Source organism: Rhizobium sp. R693, assembly GCF_002211315.1.
Taxonomy (GTDB): domain Bacteria; phylum Pseudomonadota; class Alphaproteobacteria; order Rhizobiales; family Rhizobiaceae; genus Rhizobium.
This window is the reverse complement of record NZ_LOKY01000001.1, coordinates 239,856-257,380: the sequence shown is the minus strand read 5'-3', so window position 1 is coordinate 257,380 and position 17,525 is coordinate 239,856. Positions and strand designations below refer to the sequence as shown.

Sequence of the window (17,525 nt, the reverse complement as noted above, 5' to 3'; positions counted from 1 at the left end):
TCGTCTCGCGGGCTCCGTTGCATTCCTCTCAGGCGAAAGTCGCGCCTGGCTTCGATCGCCTGGTCACAACGTCACGTCCCTCCTGCGCCTGGGCCATCGCTTTGACCAAGGCGACAATCTTCTCGCGCAGCTGCGTATCGGTGATTTGCAGGAAGGCGCGGTTGAGGGCGAGGCCTTCTTTCGAATGCAGGAATTCGGCAACTGGGTCGGCCGCAACCGTCATCTCGGATCCGGCCAAGCTTTGTGGCTCGGAGTCGTCCTGTTGAAAGAAGAAGCTCGGGGACGTGCTCAGTACGTCGGCAATCCGTTGCAGTCGGCTGGCACCGATCCGGTTCAGGCCTTTCTCGTATTTCTGCACCTGCTGGAATGTAACACCTATCTGATCGGCTAATCTTTCTTGGCTAAGACCGAGCAGTTGTCTGCGCATCCTCACGCGAGAACCGACATAGATATCGATGGCATTCGGCGTCTTTGCATTCATCTTGATGTTTCCATGTGCCGGGCTGGCGTCGCGATCATCGCTCGACCTCCGGTATACAGCACTCCTATGAAATGTGTATTAGCCGTCGACTAAATTCAATTGTTAGTTCGTACGGCGCGGATAATATCATCCGAGAGAAGGTGACTAAGAAGCGCGGCGCTCAGCGGTTGAAGCGAATTGGCCGGATTTCCCTGTGCACGATCTTCAGCGACCGATCGGGTTGTATCATGTAGGTCTCATCGACCTGTCGGCCCCACTCGTCAATGAAGTTGTGCGGGAAGGTCGACCCGGGCGGGGATTTCGTCAGCTTGGTGCGCGGCTGGCCACCATAGGTGACGCTGCCGGGGATTGGATCGAGACCTGGCGAGGAAAAGTCCTTCATCGTGCACCCGACAAGCGCGAGCACACCGATCAACACAAGGGCCTTCTTCATGGCACACCCAAACAGTTCCGCTTCATTCCCAAAGGCATATATGCGATCAACTGCGCCGGAACAGATGCGGTGCGGCACAAGAATGCAGCAGGTCCGCCGCTTTGCTTGCCCCAACGTCTATAACAGGCCCCGCTTTGCAAGATTTGCCATCAGGGCAGTGATACCGAACGTCCAGGGAGGGCACTCGGTCGAAAGCCGTACGGTATTGACGAGCGCGCCGAGGCCGGCCGCCGAAATTTCGACGACATCGCCCACCTTGTGGGTGAAGCCCTGGTTCGGCGTGTCACGATCCTGTGTCGGGGCAAACAGCGTCCCTAGGAACAGCATGAAACCATCCGGGTACTGATGGTGAGGCCCGCAGGTCTGCTTGACGAGATCCGTCGGATCACGGCTGATCTTCGACATCGAACTCTTCCCGCGAAGAACGAACCCGTCTGTCCCTGTGACTTTCAGATCGAGTTCGGCGCTGCGCACGTGATCGAGGCCATAGCCTTCGTCAAAGAGGCGGATGAAAGGACCTATCGAGCAGGACGCATTGTTATCCTTTGCCTTGCCGAGCAAGAGTGCAGAGCGGCCTTCGACGTCGCGCAGATTGACGTCGTTGCCGAGTGTTGCGCCCTTGATTTCGCCACGGCTGTTGACGGCAAGCACGATCTCCGGCTCCGGGTTGTTCCAGGTCGAGATCGGGTGCAGGCCGACATCGGCACCCCAGCCGACGGACGATAGCACCGGCGACTTCGTGAACACCTCGGCGTCCGGGCCGATGCCGACCTCGAGATATTGGGACCACATGCCTTCTTCGATCAGCGCCTGCTTGACCTTCGAGGCTTCCGGCGAACCTGCCTTCAGATTGTTCAGGGTACCGCCAATTTCCGTGCTGATGCGCTCGCGGATCGCGGCGGCGCGATCGGGATTTCCTGCAGCCTTCTCTTCGATCACGCGTTCGATCATCGACTGGGCAAAGGTTACGCCACAGGCCTTGATTGTCTGAAGGTCGGCGGGAGCAAGCAGGTGGACGCGGGATGGGTCAGCCTTTCCCATGCCACTTGCCCCGACATCCTCCAGTGTGGCGAGCACAGGGCCATGCGCGGCGCCCACGAAGCCGGCGGGGTCGGCTTGCTCGAGGAGCGCGCTCAACGTCGGCACAGCTTTGGAGGTGATGTCGAGCAACTGACCGTCCCGAACCACCACGACGCTCGGGCCCTGGACAGCAGGGTTCCAGGCACGACCGACAAACAATCCGCCGGCGGCGGCAAAATCCAGAAGAGTGTAAGACATCGATATGTTCCGTCACGCGAGCGATGGAGGCGCTCAAAATCAAAACGAACCAGCCGCCCTCCAACCCAGCGGCACGGCAAAATCGACCACAATAGATGCGGGTCGGCAAGGTCAAAACCGGGCAATCTCGTCCTCGTTGTTAAAAACGAGAAAGGGCGCGATGCCGCAGATGGCATCGCGCCCTTGGTACTTAATCAGACTATCTTCACGAACGCTTGCTGCTGCAAGCGCGCCAATGGCTTAGTGGTTGTCGCGCGGAATGCCCTTGGTCTGGGCAATGCGCTGGTACTTGACGGCAGGCTCAAGCACGGCGCCGGTTTCCATCTGGCCGACATAGGTGCGCTGGATTTCCTGCCAGGGCGTCTGGCTCTCGGGATAGACATAACCGCCGGCAGCCTCGAGCGCCTTGCGTCGTTCCGCAAGCTCCTCGTCGCTGATAAGAATGTCGGCAGTGCCCTTCTTTAGGTCGATGCGAACCTGATCACCGGTCTTGAGCAATGCAAGCCCGCCGCCGGCTGCCGCTTCCGGCGAAGCGTTGAGGATCGAGGGGGAACCAGACGTGCCGGACTGGCGACCGTCACCGATGCAGGGCAGGGAGCTGATGCCCTGCTTCAACAGGTAGTCCGGCGCGCGCATGTTGACGACCTCGGCAGCACCCGGGTAGCCGATCGGGCCGGCTCCGCGCATGAACAGGACCGTCGAAGCGTCGATCGCCAGCGACGGATCGTCGATTCGATGATGGTAATCTTCCGGTCCGTCGAAGACGACCGCGCGGCCGACGAAGGCTTCCGGATCATTCGGGTTCGAAAGATAACGCTGACGGAACTCCGGCGAGATCACGCTGGTCTTCATGATCGCCGACGAGAACAGGTTGCCGCGCAGCACGCGGAACCCGGCGCGCTCCTTGAGCGGACGCTCGAACGGGCGAATGACCTTGTCGTCTTCGATCGTTGCCGTGGTGTAGTTCTCGCCGACGGTCTTGCCGTTAACGGTCATCGCACCTGTGTGGAGGAGGTCATGCTTGATCAGTTCGCCCATGACGGCGGGAACGCCACCGGCATGATAATAGTCCTCGCCGAGATATTCGCCGGCCGGCTGCAGGTTGACGAGCAGCGGGATTTCTTCACCGTAGGTCTGCCAGTCGTCAACCGTCAGCTCGACACCGACATGGCGCGCAAGCGCATTGAGATGGATCGGTGCATTGGTGGAACCGCCGATCGCAGAGTTGACCTTGATCGCGTTGATGAAGGCCTCCTTGGTCAGGATGTCGGAAGGCTTTAGGTCTTCGCGAACCATTTCGACGATGCGCAGGCCGGTTTCATAAGAAACTTCCTGACGGTCGCGGTAGGGCGCCGGAATTGCCGCGCCGCCCGGCAGTTGCATGCCAAGTGCTTCGGCAAGCGAGTTCATCGTGGTCGCAGTACCCATGGTATTGCAATAACCGGTCGAGGGGGCGGACGATGCGACGAGCTTGACGAAGCCCTGATAGTCGATTTCGCCGCGCGCCATCATCTCGCGAGCTTTCCAGACAATCGTGCCCGAGCCCGTGCGTTCGCCACGGAACCAGCCGTTCAGCATCGGGCCGACCGAAAGCGCGATGGCCGGAATGTTGACGGTCGCCGCGGCCATAAGACAGGCCGGTGTCGTCTTGTCGCAACCGATCGTCAGGACAACGCCATCCAGCGGATAGCCGTAGAGGACCTCGACAAGGCCGAGGTAGGAAAGGTTGCGGTCGAGACCCGCGGTCGGGCGCTTACCCGTTTCCTGGATCGGATGCACCGGAAATTCGATCGCGATACCACCAGCGTCACGAATACCTTCGCGGACGCGCTTGGCGAGTTCGATGTGGTGACGGTTGCACGGCGACAGATCCGAGCCGGTCTGTGCGATGCCGATGATCGGCCGTCCCGACTGCAGTTCTTCCTGGCTGAGACCGAAGTTCATGTAACGCTCGAGGTAGAGCGCGGTCATGTCAGGGTTTGCGAGATTGTCGAACCACGCCTTGGAGCGAAGCTGGCGCGATCCGTCCTGCGCTTGAACTGCATTCTGATTCGGGGAGGGGGTCTTCTCTACCACGATGAATTTCCTTGCGTTGACGCGGTTGTTGTCATGCACTTAGCTGATCGATACAGGAATGTATAATCAGTCTTTCGCATTTTGATATGCAAATTTCTTATATCGGGTGAGGCAATATGGGATTGGACGGTTTCAGACTGCGGCACTTGAAGATGCTCGTGGCGCTCAGCGAACACGGAAAGCTTGGCGTCGTTGCGGAAATGTTTGGCGTCTCCCAGCCGGCGCTATCCAGAACCTTGAACGAGTTGGAGCAGATGTCCGGCCACCAGCTCTTCGAGCGCCACAATCGTGGTCTCATACCCACCCCTGAGGGCGAGGTGATTGTTCGCCATGCGAAGATGCTGATTTCCGAAGCGCAGCGGGCGGAATACGAAATGGTGGTTGCCGCCGCCGGGCAGGGCGGCAGCGTTGCGTTCGGCACGATCATGACGCCGGCTGCCGATTACGTTGCCCCTGCGCTGAAACGGATCTTCGAAACCCACCCGACGATCGACATCAGCATTTCCGTTGGCAGCAGCGACGTGCTTCTGGAGGACGTCTTGAGCCGAAGGCTCGACTTTGCCGTGTGCCGCGTTCCGAGCGGCATGAACCCGCTCTGGTTCGATTATCTGCCGGTCGGCCAGGAGACGTTGCGCGTCATCGTGGCCGTGGACCATCCGCTATCGGCCAAGCCCGTGGTCACCGAGGATGATCTCAGGCACCAGAGCTGGGTGCTCCAGCCCCACGGTTCGTTCCTGCGCCAGGTCGTCGATGACTTCATACGCCGCCATGGCATCGTTCCGTCAAGCGTCGTTTCAACCTCCGATGCGCTGCTCACCATGCTGCTGATACTACAGAGCCAACGGCTTGGGATCTTCGCCGAGCCGGTGGCCGCACTTCTCGAACGGCACGGTCTCGTCAAGGCGTTGCAAATCGAGGGAGACATCTCGGTCCCGGGCTTTGGTCTCATCAAACTCAAGGACCGCGAGCTGTCGGCCTCCGCCGAGCTTCTCTACAATGTCTTCGCCACAACGCGAAACCCGTGAGGCCGTGCCGTTGCCAACCGCTTAAGGCGCATATTGCGTGACCATTCGTGCGTCACGGCGGAAATCGGAAGGCGACATGCCCGCGATATGACGAAACGACTTGTTGAAGGCGCTGATCGAGCCGAATCCGCTGTCCATGGCGACCTGCAACACATTTGCCTCATCGTTCATCAGCATGGCTTGCGCGCGCGATAGACGCAGCAGATTGACATATTTGTTGAGTGTCATGCCGGTCGTCTTCTTGAACAGGTTCATCGCATATTTCGGATGAAGGTCGGCGGCGCGCGCGATATCCACCGAATCAATCTCCTGCAGGAAGTTGACGGCAATGAAGTCGCACATGCGCGCAACGCTGCGCGACGATTGCGGATAGCACTGCTCGATATCGTCGGCGTCTGTCGGCCCGAGTGTCGGCAGCATCGAATAGGGTTCAAGCGCGATTCGCTCCACCCTCAACAGCATCTCGTCGACGGCGTGCTGTGCCTTGGCCGGATCACCGGATCTCGCATAGCGCACCCAGCGGGGAAAGTTCTCTCTGTCGGCAGCGTCCGTTGCCGAGGTGAACAGGATCTCGCCTTTCATCAGGCGGCTGGAGATATTGATCGGCAGGCGCATGCGGAAGAAGTAGACGAGCGGAAGGTGTCCGCCGGCATAGATCGCGTCCTCGGAACAATCGTCCATCTGGTGGGGTTGCCCGCCCCAAAACAGGCACATGTCGCCCGCCTTCATCGAGATCCTCTGGCCGTTCATGCGGTAGTGCACGCTGCCTTGCATGATATAATTGACTTCGACCTGCACATGCCAATGCGGCATCAGCATCACAGGTGGATGGTTGTGAAATATCTGAAGGGCCGTCGGCAACCCCTCGATACTGCTCGCTCCCGGCTGGTAGACAGCCCGCTTCACGATCTTACTTTCCGCCAAATCCATGTTCCCTTTTTAGGAGACAGCGGCTCCCTTCCAGATAGTCTAGCCGCGTTCGCTAAGGGACGGCAATTGAAAAGGGAGGATTTTCAATGCGCTTCAAACTTATCGGTGCGACCTGTGCCGTCGCACTGCTTGCTTCCGGTTCTGCATTCGCACAGCAGTCGGGCAATCTCACCATCTGGAGCTGGAACATCGCAGCATCGGCGCTGAAGTCCACGCTCGAGGGCTTCAACAAACAGCATCCGGATATCAAGGTCACGGTCGAGGATCTCGGCAACCAGCAGGTCTTTGACAAGATGCTGGCAGCATGCGCGGCCGGCGGCGAGGGCCTGCCTGACATCGTCAGCGTCGAGAATTTCGAGGCGGAAATCTTCTGGAGCCGCTTCCCGGACTGCTTCGCCAACCTGAAAGAGCTCGGCTACACGCCGGAAATCCAGGCAAAATTCCCGGACTTCAAGCGCACCGAGCTTGAGGTCGGCGACGTCGCCTATGCCATGCCCTGGGACTCCGGCCCGGTCGCCGTCTTCTATCGCCGCGACTTTTATGAAAAGGCCGGCGTTGATCCGTCGACGATCAAGACCTGGGACGACTTCATTGCGGCTGGCAAGAAGATCTCAGCGGCCAATCCGGGCGTCGTCATGGCGCAAGCCGACTTTAACGGCGACAGCGAATGGTTCCGCATGATTTCCAACGAGCAGGGCTGCGGCTACTTCTCGACAGACGGCCAGACGATCACCATCAATCAGCCGGCCTGCGTTGCGACGCTCGAAAAGGTCAAGCAGATGAAGGACGCCGGCACGCTGACGGCAGCCATCTGGGATGAGAAGATCCAGGCCAATACCGCAGGCAAGGCCGCCAGCCAGATGTATGGCGGCTGGTACGAAGGCACGATCAGATCCGGCTCGCCCGATCTTGCCGGCAAGTGGGGCGTCTATACGATGCCAAGCCTGACGACCGATGGCCCACATGCGGCAAACCTCGGCGGTTCGTCGCTCGCAATCGCGGCCAACTCGCAGAACAAGGAGGCCGCCTGGACCTACATCAACTATGCTCTTGGTACCAATGAGGGCCAGGTGACGATGCTGAAATCCTTTGGTCTCGTTCCCTCGCTTCTGACCGCCGTTCAGGATCCGTTCGTCAACGAGGCGCAACCTTTCTGGGGCGGCCAGAAGGTCTGGGTCGATATCCTTTCGACCCTGCCGAAGATCGTTCCAAGCCGCGGCACGGCGTTCCAGACGGACGCGGACTCGATCTACAGGGCAGCGCAGACCAAGTACTTTGCCGGCGGTTATCCCGACGCGAAGGCAGCGCTTGATGACGCCGCAAAGCAGATTGCCACGGCGACAGGCCTTCCGCTTGCGAAATGAGTAACGGTGCCGGGCGTCTTCTGATGCCCGGCCTCCATCCTGCGGGGTGGCTCGTCTCGTCTGTCAGGAGATTAGAATGCCGATCCGGAACCGGAACGCCTACGCATTTCTTGCGCCCTATCTTTTGGTCTTTGCCACCTTCTGGATATGGCCGATCATCAGTTCGTTTCTGACCTCGTTTCAGAACACCCGCGTCAATCCATGGAAATTCAGTCTTTCCGTCAACTGGGGCCGTCTTATCGGCGATCCGGCCTTCTACAACGCGCTCTACAACACGCTGATCATCCTGGTCATCCAGGTACCCGTCATGATCGCCATCGCCACCGTGATGGCCGTGCTCTTGAACTCTCCGCTTCTAAAGGTAAGGCCGCTGTTCCGCTTTGCCTTTTTCGCGCCTGTCGTCGTCGGTGAGGTGGCCTACTCTGCGGTTTTCCGCCTGATGTTCAGTTTCGATTTCGGGATCGTCAACAAGATGATCACCTTGGTCGGCCTTCCTGCCGTTTCCTGGTTCGACAATGCCAACGCTGCCATGACCCTGATCATCATCGCCGTGACATGGCGCTGGGCCGGCTACAACGCCATCATCATTCTCGCGGGCCTGCAATCCATTCCCGACGACGTCTACGAGGCGGCAACGCTCGATCGCGTCAGCAAGACGCAGCAATTCTTCCACATCACCCTGCCGCTCTTGAAGCCGATCATCCTGTTTTGCGTCATCCTGTCGGTCATCGGTACGATGCAGCTTTTTACCGAGCCGTTCCTGATTACCAATCGCGGTGGCCCGGGAGGTGGAACGGAAACACTTGGCCTCCTGCTTTACCGCGAAGGCTTCCGCTCACTCAATTTCGGCTACGCCTCTGCTGTAGCCTACACGATGGCGGCGCTCGCAGTCGCGATCTCGCTCTTCAATCTGTGGATCGGAAGGGAGCCCAAATGAGATCGAAGTCTCAATCGCTGCTGTTGCGGCAGATTGCCCTCCACGCCATCCTGACACCGCTCGCCGTCATCTGGCTGTTCCCGCTGTGGATGATGTTCGTCTTCTCGACGATGTCGGACTTCGGCATTTTCAGCCCCGAGATCGTCCTCTGGCCCTCGACCAACTTCGTCGAGAACTTCAAGAGCCTGCAGGCCGATACGGACTTCATCCGCGCGATGTTCATCTCTATTGGCGTGGCGGTGATCTATACGATCCTGTCGGTGCTTCTCACCTCGATGGCCGGCTGGGCGCTGGCCCGCTACCGCTTCGTCGGACGCTCGATCGTCATCGCCATCATCTTAGGCACGATCACGCTGCCCTTTGCCGTCGTCGTCATTCCGCAGTTCATCATGGTCGCCCGCGAGTTCAAGCTGGCAAACACCTGGATCGCCTTGATCGTTCCGCCGCTCTTCAATTCGCTTGGCGTGCTCTTCATGCGACAGGCCTTCTCGATGATGCCCGGGGAGCTTTTTGATGCGGCGCGCGTCGAAGGCGTCAAGGAATGGCAGATATTCCTTCGGATCGCCCTACCACTCGCAAGGCCCACAATGGCGGCGCTTGCCATCATCCTCTTCCTGCATTCCTGGAACAATTACCTTTGGCCGCTGCTCATCAACTCGAAGCCGGGGATGATGACGGCACCGGTGGCGCTTGGCACGCTGATCGGCCTCACCAAGGTTTCCTGGGGAGGGATCATGGCGGGTGCGATCATGCTGACGGCGCCGATCCTGGTTGTTTTCGTGTTCCTGCAGCGCCACTTCATCGCCGGCATTTCGGCCGGCGCCGTCAAATAATCGGGGAACGCCTGATGTCCGAACTTTCGTTGAAAAATGTCGTCAAGCGCTTCGGCGCGCTGGAAATCATCCATGGTGCCAATCTTGAGGTCAAGGACGGCGAGTTTGTCGTCTTCGTCGGTCCGTCCGGCTGCGGCAAGTCGACACTGCTTCGAATGATTGCCGGTCTTGAGGATATCTCGGGCGGCGAGATCAATATCGGCGGCAAGATCGTCAATGACGTCGAACCAGCCGACCGCGGTATTGCGATGGTCTTCCAGTCCTACGCGCTCTACCCGCACATGACGGTCGAGGAAAACCTGAGCTTCGGTCTGCGCATGAACGGCAATCCGAAACAGGACACCGAAAAGCGCGTCAAGCATGCGGCCAACATCCTGCAGATCAACGAGCTGATGCAGCGCCGTCCGAAACAGCTTTCGGGCGGCCAGCGTCAGCGGGTCGCCATCGGCCGCGCCATCGTGCGCGAGCCGCAAGTCTTCCTCTTCGATGAGCCATTGTCGAACCTCGATGCTGAACTGCGCGTACAGATGCGCGTCGAGATTTCGCGGCTGCACAAGCAGCTCGGCACGACGATGATCTATGTGACCCACGACCAGACCGAAGCGATGACGCTGGCCGACAAGATCGTCGTGCTGCGTGCCGGCAATATCGAGCAGGTCGGCGCACCGCTCGACCTTTATGACGATCCCGCCAACCAGTTCGTTGCCGGCTTCGTCGGCTCGCCGAAGATGAACTTCCTGAAGGCCGAGATCATCGAAAAGGATGGTGCGAGCGCAACCGTTGCACTTGCCGGCGACAGGAACGTCCGCCTGAGCATGCCGATCAGCGGCCCGATCGTACCGGGTGCTGAGGTCACGCTTGGCATCCGGCCGGAGCATTTTGTCGACGCCGGGCAGGGGCAGGCGGATCTCACCGTTACGATCGACGTCGCCGAGCACCTCGGCAATACGAGCTACATCTACGCGACAATGGCAGGCGGCGAGCCGCTCATTATCGAGCGGCCGGAATCGCGCGCTGCCGGTAATCGCGACACGCTGAGCGTCGGTCTGAGCGTCAGCCACATTTTTCTGTTCGACAGCGACGGCAAGCGCCTGCGCTGAATGCACCTTCATCCCAAGACCTATGCAATGAAGAGGAATTCCTATGAGCACAGATCAACCGATCCGTTGGGGCATCATCGGCCCTGGCACGATCGCCCGCACCTTTGCGGACGGCATCGCGCATTCGCGCACCGGAAAGCTCGTCGCCATTGCCACCCGCAACCCGCAAAAGCCGGGGCTCGGCGACAACTTTCCTGGCGCCCGCATCGTTAAAGGATATGACGCGCTGCTGGCGGATGCAGAGATTGATGCGATTTATATCGCAACCCCTCACACCGGTCATGCCGAATGGGCGATCAAGGCTATCCGCGCCGGCAAGCATGTTCTGGTCGAAAAGCCGATTGCGCTTTCCGCATTCGATGCTGATGCAATTTATTATGAAGCGAAGAAGGCCGGTGTGTTTGCCGGCGAGGCCTTCATGTATCGCCTTCACCCGCAAACGGCCAAGATCGTCGAACTGGTCAAAAGCGGCGTCATTGGCAGCGTGCGCATCATCCGTTCGAGCTTCGGCTTCAACATGGGTTCGTTCAAGCCGGAGCATCGGCTCTTTGCCAACGAGACGGCCGGCGGCGGCATCCTCGACGTCGGCGGTTATCCGGTCTCCATGGCTAGGTTGATCGCCGGGGTTGTCGAGGGCAAACCGTTCCTCGAACCGGAAAAGGTCTCCGGCGTCGGTCACCTCGGTCAATCCGGCGTCGACGAGTGGGCTTCTGCCGTCTTGAAATTTCCAAATGGCATCATCGCTGAAGTGTCATGCTCGATCATGGCGCAGCAGGACAATACGCTGCGCATCATCGGCTCGGAAGGACGTATCGAGGTCAAGGATTTCTGGTTTGCCTCTGGCCATAAGGGCGGTGTCGGCAAAATCGAGATCTTCAAGGGCAATGAGCAGCAGACAATCGAGGTCACGGAAGATCGCTGGCTCTACTCCTTCGAGGTCGATGCGGCCGGCGATGCAATCCGCGCCGGCGAAAACGAATTCCGCTCGCCCGGCATGAGCTGGACCGATTCGGTGGGAAACCTGCGCGTTCTCGATCAATGGCGTACCTCGATTGGTCTGGAATACGAGGTCGAGAAGGCGGGCAAGCGAACAGTGAACCTCGCAGGTGGTACGGTGCGCCGTGGCAACAGCATTCCGCAACGGCAGATTCCCGGCATTTCCAAGCCCGCCTCGGTCGTCACACTCGGCTTCGAATTCTTCCCGAGCTTTGCTGCCGCATCTCTGACCCTCGACGCATTCTACGAAGCTGGTGGCAATGTCTTCGACACGGCCTTCGTCTACGGCGGTGGCAAGACCGAGGGCATTTTTGGTGACTGGCACACCAGCCGAAAGGTGCCGCGCGAGGAAATCGTGCTGATCGGCAAGGGCGTCCATTCACCGCTTTGCTATCCCGATGTCATCGCCAAGCAGCTTGATCAGTCGCTAAACCGGCTAAAGACCGATTACGTCGACATCTACTTCATGCATCGCGACAACACCGATATTCCGGTCGGCGAGTTCGTCGATGCCATGGATGCAGAGGTCAGGCGTGGTCGAATCCGCGGCATTTTCGGCGGGTCGAACTGGACGCGCGAGCGCATCGATGAAGCCGCGGCCTACGCTGCCAGGAACGGCAAGACGGCACCGGCGGCCCTTTCCAACAATTTTTCGCTTGCCGAGATGCTGGATCCGATCTGGGCTGGATGTGTGGCGGCCTCCAACGATGACTGGAAGAATTGGCTGAATGCCAAGCAGATCCCGAACTTTGCATGGTCGAGCCAGGGACGCGGCTTCTTTACCAATCGTGCCGGACGCGACAAGCGTGATGACGAGGAAATCGTTCGTTGCTGGTATTCGGATCGCAACTTCGAGCGCCGGGACCGGGCAATCGAGCTGGCAAACAAGCTCGGCCGCAGCCCGATCCACGTTGCACTCGCCTATGTGATCGCTCAGCCGTTTCCCGTCATTCCGCTGATTGGACCGCGCACGATTGCAGAACTGGAAGACAGCCTTTCGGCGCTCGACATCCGGCTGACGCCGGAACAGGTGAAGTGGCTGGAAGCGTGACGCGATAGCGGCGATCGCCCGGGGCTGCGAAGCGCCAGTCCCGGGCACCTGACACGCCTTCGAGTGCCAGGGGCACTCAAGGCTGGAGCGCGACGCCTTCGGGGCGTATAGTTTAACGCTTTAGGTCGGACCATCGGCCTCACCCTTGGTGTGAATAGGGGAGCGAGAACCATGAAACGGCTGGTATTGACCACGGCGTCGATGACGCTCGTGGCCTTCTCTGTTTTGGCTCAAGAGCCTGTCGTCGGCACCTGGAAGACACAAGTCGGCACCACCGCCGCGATCGACGAATGCCCCCAAGGGTACTGCATCACGATGAAGACGGGCAACAGTGCGGGCAAACGCATCGGCTCGTTCCAGGGCAGCAACGGCAATTTCACCGGAACCATCGTTGAGCCGGAAAGCAAGAAGACTTTCACGGGCGTGCTCACCCTCAGCGGCGATACGGTGCACATGCGCGGCTGCACGATGAAGGTTATTTGCGTTTCGCTGATCTGGACCCGGTGGTGACGATCGTGCGGAACTGTGCCGGCTTTTGTGCGCTGCTAGTTCCTGCGCTTCAGCCCGTCGATGACCTGCCGGTATTCCTCGGCAATGGAGATTGCCGCTTTTGCAACCACAGGATTGACTGATTTGCGGTCAATGGCGTGCGAGCAGGCTTCGAATACGCCGCGCAGTTCACGCTCAATCGAGGAGAGTTCCGGGTATTGCTCTACCAGCACATGCGGAAGTAATTTTGCCTTCTCCTTCATAGACTTGGAGCAAACGAGGACGCTGGGATCTGCAGCGGTAACATCGAGAATGGCTGCTTCGAGCTGTCCAGTGGCGCTGACGATATCGGTAACCAAGGCCGTCATTCTTCCCTCCTGACAAAGGAACCCCTGGAAAATACCATGCATTCCTCGTGCCAAACTGGTGAGCGGTAACTTTGGTGACCGTCAAAGTTGATTGGTCGCAGAAAAGTTCTCCTGGCAGCAATCGATGACGAAGTATTGATGGCACGCGATATTTTCCCGGTCCCACCGCGAACTAGTTTCTGTCGCAGTGGCGATGTGGGAGGATGGCATGGAAACGCTTCGCAAGATGACGCGCCTTGGAATGGCCGTTGCACTCGCGGCTATCGCAACGGCGTGTTCGACAAACTCGGACGCTCCGCGAACAACGGGGTCAGTTGGATACGGCGCTCACAACGCCGACTTTGCACTGCGGCCGGCGTGCAGCGGTGGATTCGGCAACGATCGTCCCTGTAGCTATTAGATGTCAGGTGCGGCCTGGCTCAAGCACGCTCGGCTGCAAGCCTTCGAGAGCGGCGAGCCTTTTCCTTAGACCTGCCACAGCCGTGGTCATCGGCCTGCGCTATCTTCGCAAAGAGGAAGAGAGCGGCCGATGATCAAAGGGATGGTCCAGCGCTGTTGCTCCATATCTCTTAAATACCGTCACCACGATGAGCGGTGATCCTCCTACTAACGTGCCGGCTGCCACGAGCTTGTTCGTTCCCGATCCCGCAAGAAGGCCGCCTGCGCCATACCCAATGAAGGCCCCCACATCCGGTAGGCGGGCTTGCGTTAACGATTTGTTAACCATTGTGGCCGAGCCTCGTTGTTGAGGCACTGTTAACGATTCTCGCGTCTCGATGGATAGCAGAAGGCAGTCAGGGTCCGGCTTATTGCAGTAATCGCGAAGGCATTTCCCAAATGGCAGGTACCCCATCTCCTTCGGATAACAAGCGACCACCTTATGTTCCCCCCTACGATAGCGAAATGCACCAGCAGGTTGCCCGTATCCTCAGCTACTGGGAAAATATTGAGTACTACAGTCCACCTGTTCTCGAAAACGATGGCGATAAAAGCGCCTCTGTTTCAGTTACACACGTCGTCAACAAGAATGATCCGTGGCCGCAGACCGAGGACAACGGCAAAGCAGTTCGCCATTTTATCCGCTTTGGCGTGGCGGCTGTTCGGGAATGCGACGATCTCCTGATCCGCCGCTGGACGAATGGTACGAATGCCCCCGACGATAAGACTTGCGAGGAAACAAAGTTTACCTTTGCAGGCACATTCGCTGTGTCCGACAAAAGGGCCGCGGACCGTGGTTCGCTGGTCATCAACCGCTTTCTCTACGATCTTGCGGTAGCGATCGAGCGGACGCAGATGAGCTTCGCCGAGTACTCAGAGGCTTTGGCGAGGGAATTCAAAGCGCGAGTGACGGTACGTTCGAATCCTGTCGCCATTGCAGAAGCCCTGGCCGACTTGGCTTTTTCCACGCTTGGGCTGCCCGCCGAGGTTCAAGCCAGGGTGAAGTGCGTCGTCGTCACATCTTCCAAGCCGGTCATAGAGGGCAAGGCAAGCCGCAAGCCCAAAGATGCAAGGCCGTTCAACAACGTTTACCCAAGCCTGTTGCGTGAGTTGCGCGGCGACGTCGTCAATGGTGTGGTTATCGGAGCGGCCTGGGATCTACTGACGCAGTCCTCGGCAGAATCCGACTTCGATGCCACGAGTGACGCAGCCGTTTCGAATAGTCTCGAAACGGGCCGCTATCCCTCGACTAGGTGGCCGTCGGACTTCTCCTTATCCGCCCAACAGCAAGTCGCTGTGAACGAACTTTTCGCCAGATTGTCGAAGGAGGGGGTCTTTTCGATCAATGGACCGCCTGGAACCGGGAAAACGACCCTCCTGCTGGACGTTGTTGCGGGAATTCTTGGCCGTCGTGCAGACGTCTTGTTGAGCTATGACGATCCCCGGTCAGCTTTTACGCCAGTATATGATGAAGAAGGCGGTACGCATTTCAGGATCGACCGGGCGCTCAACGATTTCCTGGTGGCTGTCGCCAGCTCCAATAATGGCGCTGTGGCCAATCTGACGCTAGAGCTTCCGAAGCGATCTAAGATAGGAAAAGCATACTGCGATACGGTGGGTTTTCTCCCGAAGCTTGCTGAGCGCCTGATGGCCCAGCATCAGCTCACCTCCAAGACCTGGGGGGCGATATCGATCCCGTTGGGAAATCGACAAAATCGAGACCGCTGTGCAACGGCAATGGCGGAAGCGATTGACGATGAGACGCTGTTTGAAGGCGGGACCGATAATTGGGACGATGCCAGGACGGAATATAGAGCTGCGAAAGCGAAATTGGATGAGATAAGGGCGAAGCACCTAAGCCTGTACGAACTCGTGAACGCGGCAAGTAACCTCGAGGCTGCTCAGCGTTGTTCCAATCAGAAATGGACGTCGCCGGTGCGCTCTGCAATGGGTACGGCCGCGATTGCATTTGAACCGGGCCTTTCGGCAACGCATCCCGTCCTAATGCAGGCACGAGAGCAAATCGAGCAGCTTAGGGAAGAGCTTGGCAACGTCGTTCTTCCCGACGAGTTCACGCAAGCGGACCTCAAGGCCCAGGCTCAAATGCTTCCTGGTACATCAACAGCACTCGAACGCGCACGTTGCGAGATGTTCGTCGCAACGATGCGGTTGCACCAGTCATTTGTGGCTCATGCCTGGGCATCAATCAGGCCCAACCTCGCGGCGTGGATCGACCTCATGTCGGCAAAAGGGCGATCTTGGTCAGAGTCCGCCGCTCGCGATCTGTGGAGCACATTCAGCCTCCTCGTCCCGGTCGTATCGTCGACCTTCTGCTCCTTTTCAAATGCCTTCGGCAGCATGGGACGTGGCGCGATTCCGTGGCTGATTGTCGACGAGGCAGGACAGGCTTCCAGCCAGCACGCGATCGACGCTTTGTCACGAGCAAGGCGCGCGATCGTGGTCGGTGATCCATTTCAGCTCGAACCGATCTCCACAATCAGCGACGCTGTCGAAACTGCGCTCGCGACCAAATTTGGCATCGCGCCTCAATTCCGGACGAAATATACCTCCCTGCAGACACTTGCGGATCGGATCAACCCGTTTGGTGCAAAGCGAAAAGGGAAATGGGTCGGCGCCCCCTTGCGTGTCCATCGTCGTTGCGTCGAACCGATGTTTTCGATCTCGAACGGCCTTGCCTATGATCAATCGATGATCCTGGCAGACGAAATCGTTCGCAGTGATGCATTGGATAATGTTCGACGGCCGACATTTGGACCCAGTGCATGGATCAATGTCGTGGGCACGGCCGAGACCGCAAATGATTTCTACATTCCGGAAGAGGGTGCGTTAGCTGCGCACATAATGTCGCGATGCGTCGGACGGACGAGCCCGTCACAACCGGCGACCGAACTACCCGACATTCTTGTTATCTCTCCTTTCAGAAAGGTCGCCGAAGGCCTCAAGCAATACTTGCGCGATCATGCTCCTGCCGTGTTTGGAGAGACAGCCGCAGCGCGGGCGGAGGAATGGATCGAGAGATCCGTGGGAACGGTGCACAGCTTTCAGGGGAAGGAAGGTGACACGGTTCTTTTGATCCTGGGGGCGACGCGCTCCGACAGCATTGATTGGGTGCTTGCCAAACCGAACATCATGAACGTCGCCGTCACCCGCGCTCGCAGGCGCCTCTACATCATCGGCAATCGCAGCAATTGGTACCGCGATCCCATTCGCGATGCATGGATGGTCGGAACTGGGGGCGACTGGTTGATGCAGGAAGGCGAGGCGAGGCACATGTTCAACGCCAGCCCCATCCAAAAACCATTTCTTCGGGTCGTCAAATGACAGGCATCGGCAAACGTTAAACCCCTGCCCACCGGTCGGCGATGAAGGGCGGAGGCAACGTGAAATTTGCCCCGGGGATGATTGCTTCATCAGTATCTTACTACAAATGGCTCTGCTCACGTCTCGCGGCACCGGCAGCAATGGACTGCGAAGCGCTGCATGACCACCTCGCGCCAACATGACGTGCATATTCCCTGGGCAATCCAGCGCACCCCCGGAGAAGCCTATAGACGCTCCTCAGGCGAGGACATCAGTCCCGCCCTCGATATACCGGCAATGGGTGGAGGAGGACCTCATCGGCAAGCCTGGTGCCGTCGCAGACGTCGTATAGAGCGATGGCGTCGGTCATAAACACGCCCGTTTCCAATCGCACGTTTGCGTATC

The 17,525-nt window shown here is 58.7% G+C and carries 15 protein-coding genes; 9 read left to right on the top strand and 6 right to left on the bottom strand.

All coding sequences use genetic code 11. From position 1 onward, the window contains the following. Positions 1–28: 28 nt before the first annotated feature. The 4 genes from ATY79_RS01260 to ATY79_RS01245 all read right to left on the bottom strand — a co-directional run bounded on the left by ATY79_RS01260 (position 29) and on the right by ATY79_RS01245 (position 4,268). Complete coding sequence (locus ATY79_RS01260) at positions 29–481, bottom strand: helix-turn-helix transcriptional regulator (protein WP_088702723.1); 453 nt, start codon at positions 479–481, stop codon at positions 29–31. Between the two features lie 160 nt (positions 482–641). After that, positions 642–914, bottom strand: a complete 273-nt coding sequence (locus ATY79_RS01255; protein WP_088702722.1) for a hypothetical protein — start codon at positions 912–914, stop codon at positions 642–644. Positions 915–1,031: 117 nt separating this feature from the next. After that, a complete protein-coding gene (locus ATY79_RS01250; RefSeq protein ID WP_088702721.1) occupies positions 1,032–2,192 on the bottom strand; it encodes a fumarylacetoacetate hydrolase family protein in 1,161 nt (386 codons plus the stop codon). A 240-nt stretch (positions 2,193–2,432) separates the two neighbouring features. Further along, positions 2,433–4,268: an IlvD/Edd family dehydratase gene (locus ATY79_RS01245; protein ID WP_088703003.1), complete on the bottom strand. Its 1,836-nt coding sequence runs from the start codon at positions 4,266–4,268 to the stop codon at positions 2,433–2,435. A 116-nt stretch (positions 4,269–4,384) separates the two neighbouring features. Here ATY79_RS01245 and ATY79_RS01240 point away from each other — a divergent pair, with 116 nt between their 5' ends. Then, the gene (locus tag ATY79_RS01240) at positions 4,385–5,293 is read left to right on the top strand and encodes a LysR family transcriptional regulator (RefSeq protein ID WP_088702720.1); all 909 of its coding nucleotides are present in this window, start codon (positions 4,385–4,387) and stop codon (positions 5,291–5,293) included. Between the two features lie 21 nt (positions 5,294–5,314). On the opposite strand, the gene ATY79_RS01235 is transcribed toward ATY79_RS01240, so the two are convergent. Further along, the gene (locus tag ATY79_RS01235) at positions 5,315–6,223 is read right to left on the bottom strand and encodes a helix-turn-helix domain-containing protein (RefSeq protein ID WP_088702719.1); all 909 of its coding nucleotides are present in this window, start codon (positions 6,221–6,223) and stop codon (positions 5,315–5,317) included. Between the two features lie 86 nt (positions 6,224–6,309). Here ATY79_RS01235 and ATY79_RS01230 point away from each other — a divergent pair, with 86 nt between their 5' ends. The 6 genes from ATY79_RS01230 to ATY79_RS01205 all read left to right on the top strand — a co-directional run bounded on the left by ATY79_RS01230 (position 6,310) and on the right by ATY79_RS01205 (position 13,014). Further along, the gene (locus tag ATY79_RS01230) at positions 6,310–7,587 is read left to right on the top strand and encodes an ABC transporter substrate-binding protein (protein ID WP_088702718.1); all 1,278 of its coding nucleotides are present in this window, start codon (positions 6,310–6,312) and stop codon (positions 7,585–7,587) included. A 76-nt stretch (positions 7,588–7,663) separates the two neighbouring features. After that, entirely contained in the window at positions 7,664–8,524 is an 861-nt protein-coding gene (locus ATY79_RS01225; protein WP_088702717.1) for a sugar ABC transporter permease, read from the top strand. After that, the gene (locus ATY79_RS01220) at positions 8,521–9,357 is read left to right on the top strand and encodes a carbohydrate ABC transporter permease (protein WP_088702716.1); all 837 of its coding nucleotides are present in this window, start codon (positions 8,521–8,523) and stop codon (positions 9,355–9,357) included. The genes ATY79_RS01225 and ATY79_RS01220 overlap by 4 nt, the downstream gene beginning before the upstream one ends. A 14-nt stretch (positions 9,358–9,371) precedes the next feature. Beyond that, positions 9,372–10,457, top strand: coding sequence for a sn-glycerol-3-phosphate ABC transporter ATP-binding protein UgpC (gene ugpC / locus ATY79_RS01215; protein ID WP_088702715.1), 1,086 nt, complete (start codon positions 9,372–9,374; stop codon positions 10,455–10,457). A 43-nt stretch (positions 10,458–10,500) separates the two neighbouring features. Beyond that, positions 10,501–12,504, top strand: coding sequence for an aldo/keto reductase (locus ATY79_RS01210; protein WP_088702714.1), 2,004 nt, complete (start codon positions 10,501–10,503; stop codon positions 12,502–12,504). Positions 12,505–12,675: 171 nt separating this feature from the next. Then, positions 12,676–13,014 (top strand): DUF2147 domain-containing protein, encoded by a 339-nt coding sequence (locus tag ATY79_RS01205; RefSeq protein WP_088702713.1) that lies wholly within the window; start codon positions 12,676–12,678, stop codon positions 13,012–13,014. Between the two features lie 35 nt (positions 13,015–13,049). Here ATY79_RS01205 and ATY79_RS01200 read toward each other — a convergent pair whose 3' ends face one another. Beyond that, positions 13,050–13,361 (bottom strand): hypothetical protein, encoded by a 312-nt coding sequence (locus ATY79_RS01200; RefSeq protein ID WP_088702712.1) that lies wholly within the window; start codon positions 13,359–13,361, stop codon positions 13,050–13,052. Between the two features lie 208 nt (positions 13,362–13,569). On the opposite strand from ATY79_RS01200, the gene ATY79_RS31210 reads away from it, so the two are divergent. Next, positions 13,570–13,761 carry a hypothetical protein gene (locus ATY79_RS31210; protein WP_088702711.1) on the top strand — a complete coding sequence of 64 codons (192 nt, stop codon included), beginning with the start codon at positions 13,570–13,572 and terminating at the stop codon, positions 13,759–13,761. Between the two features lie 326 nt (positions 13,762–14,087). Next, positions 14,088–17,141 carry an AAA domain-containing protein gene (locus ATY79_RS01190; RefSeq protein ID WP_141105686.1) on the top strand — a complete coding sequence of 1,018 codons (3,054 nt, stop codon included), beginning with the start codon at positions 14,088–14,090 and terminating at the stop codon, positions 17,139–17,141. The last annotated feature ends 384 nt before the right edge of the window (positions 17,142–17,525 follow it).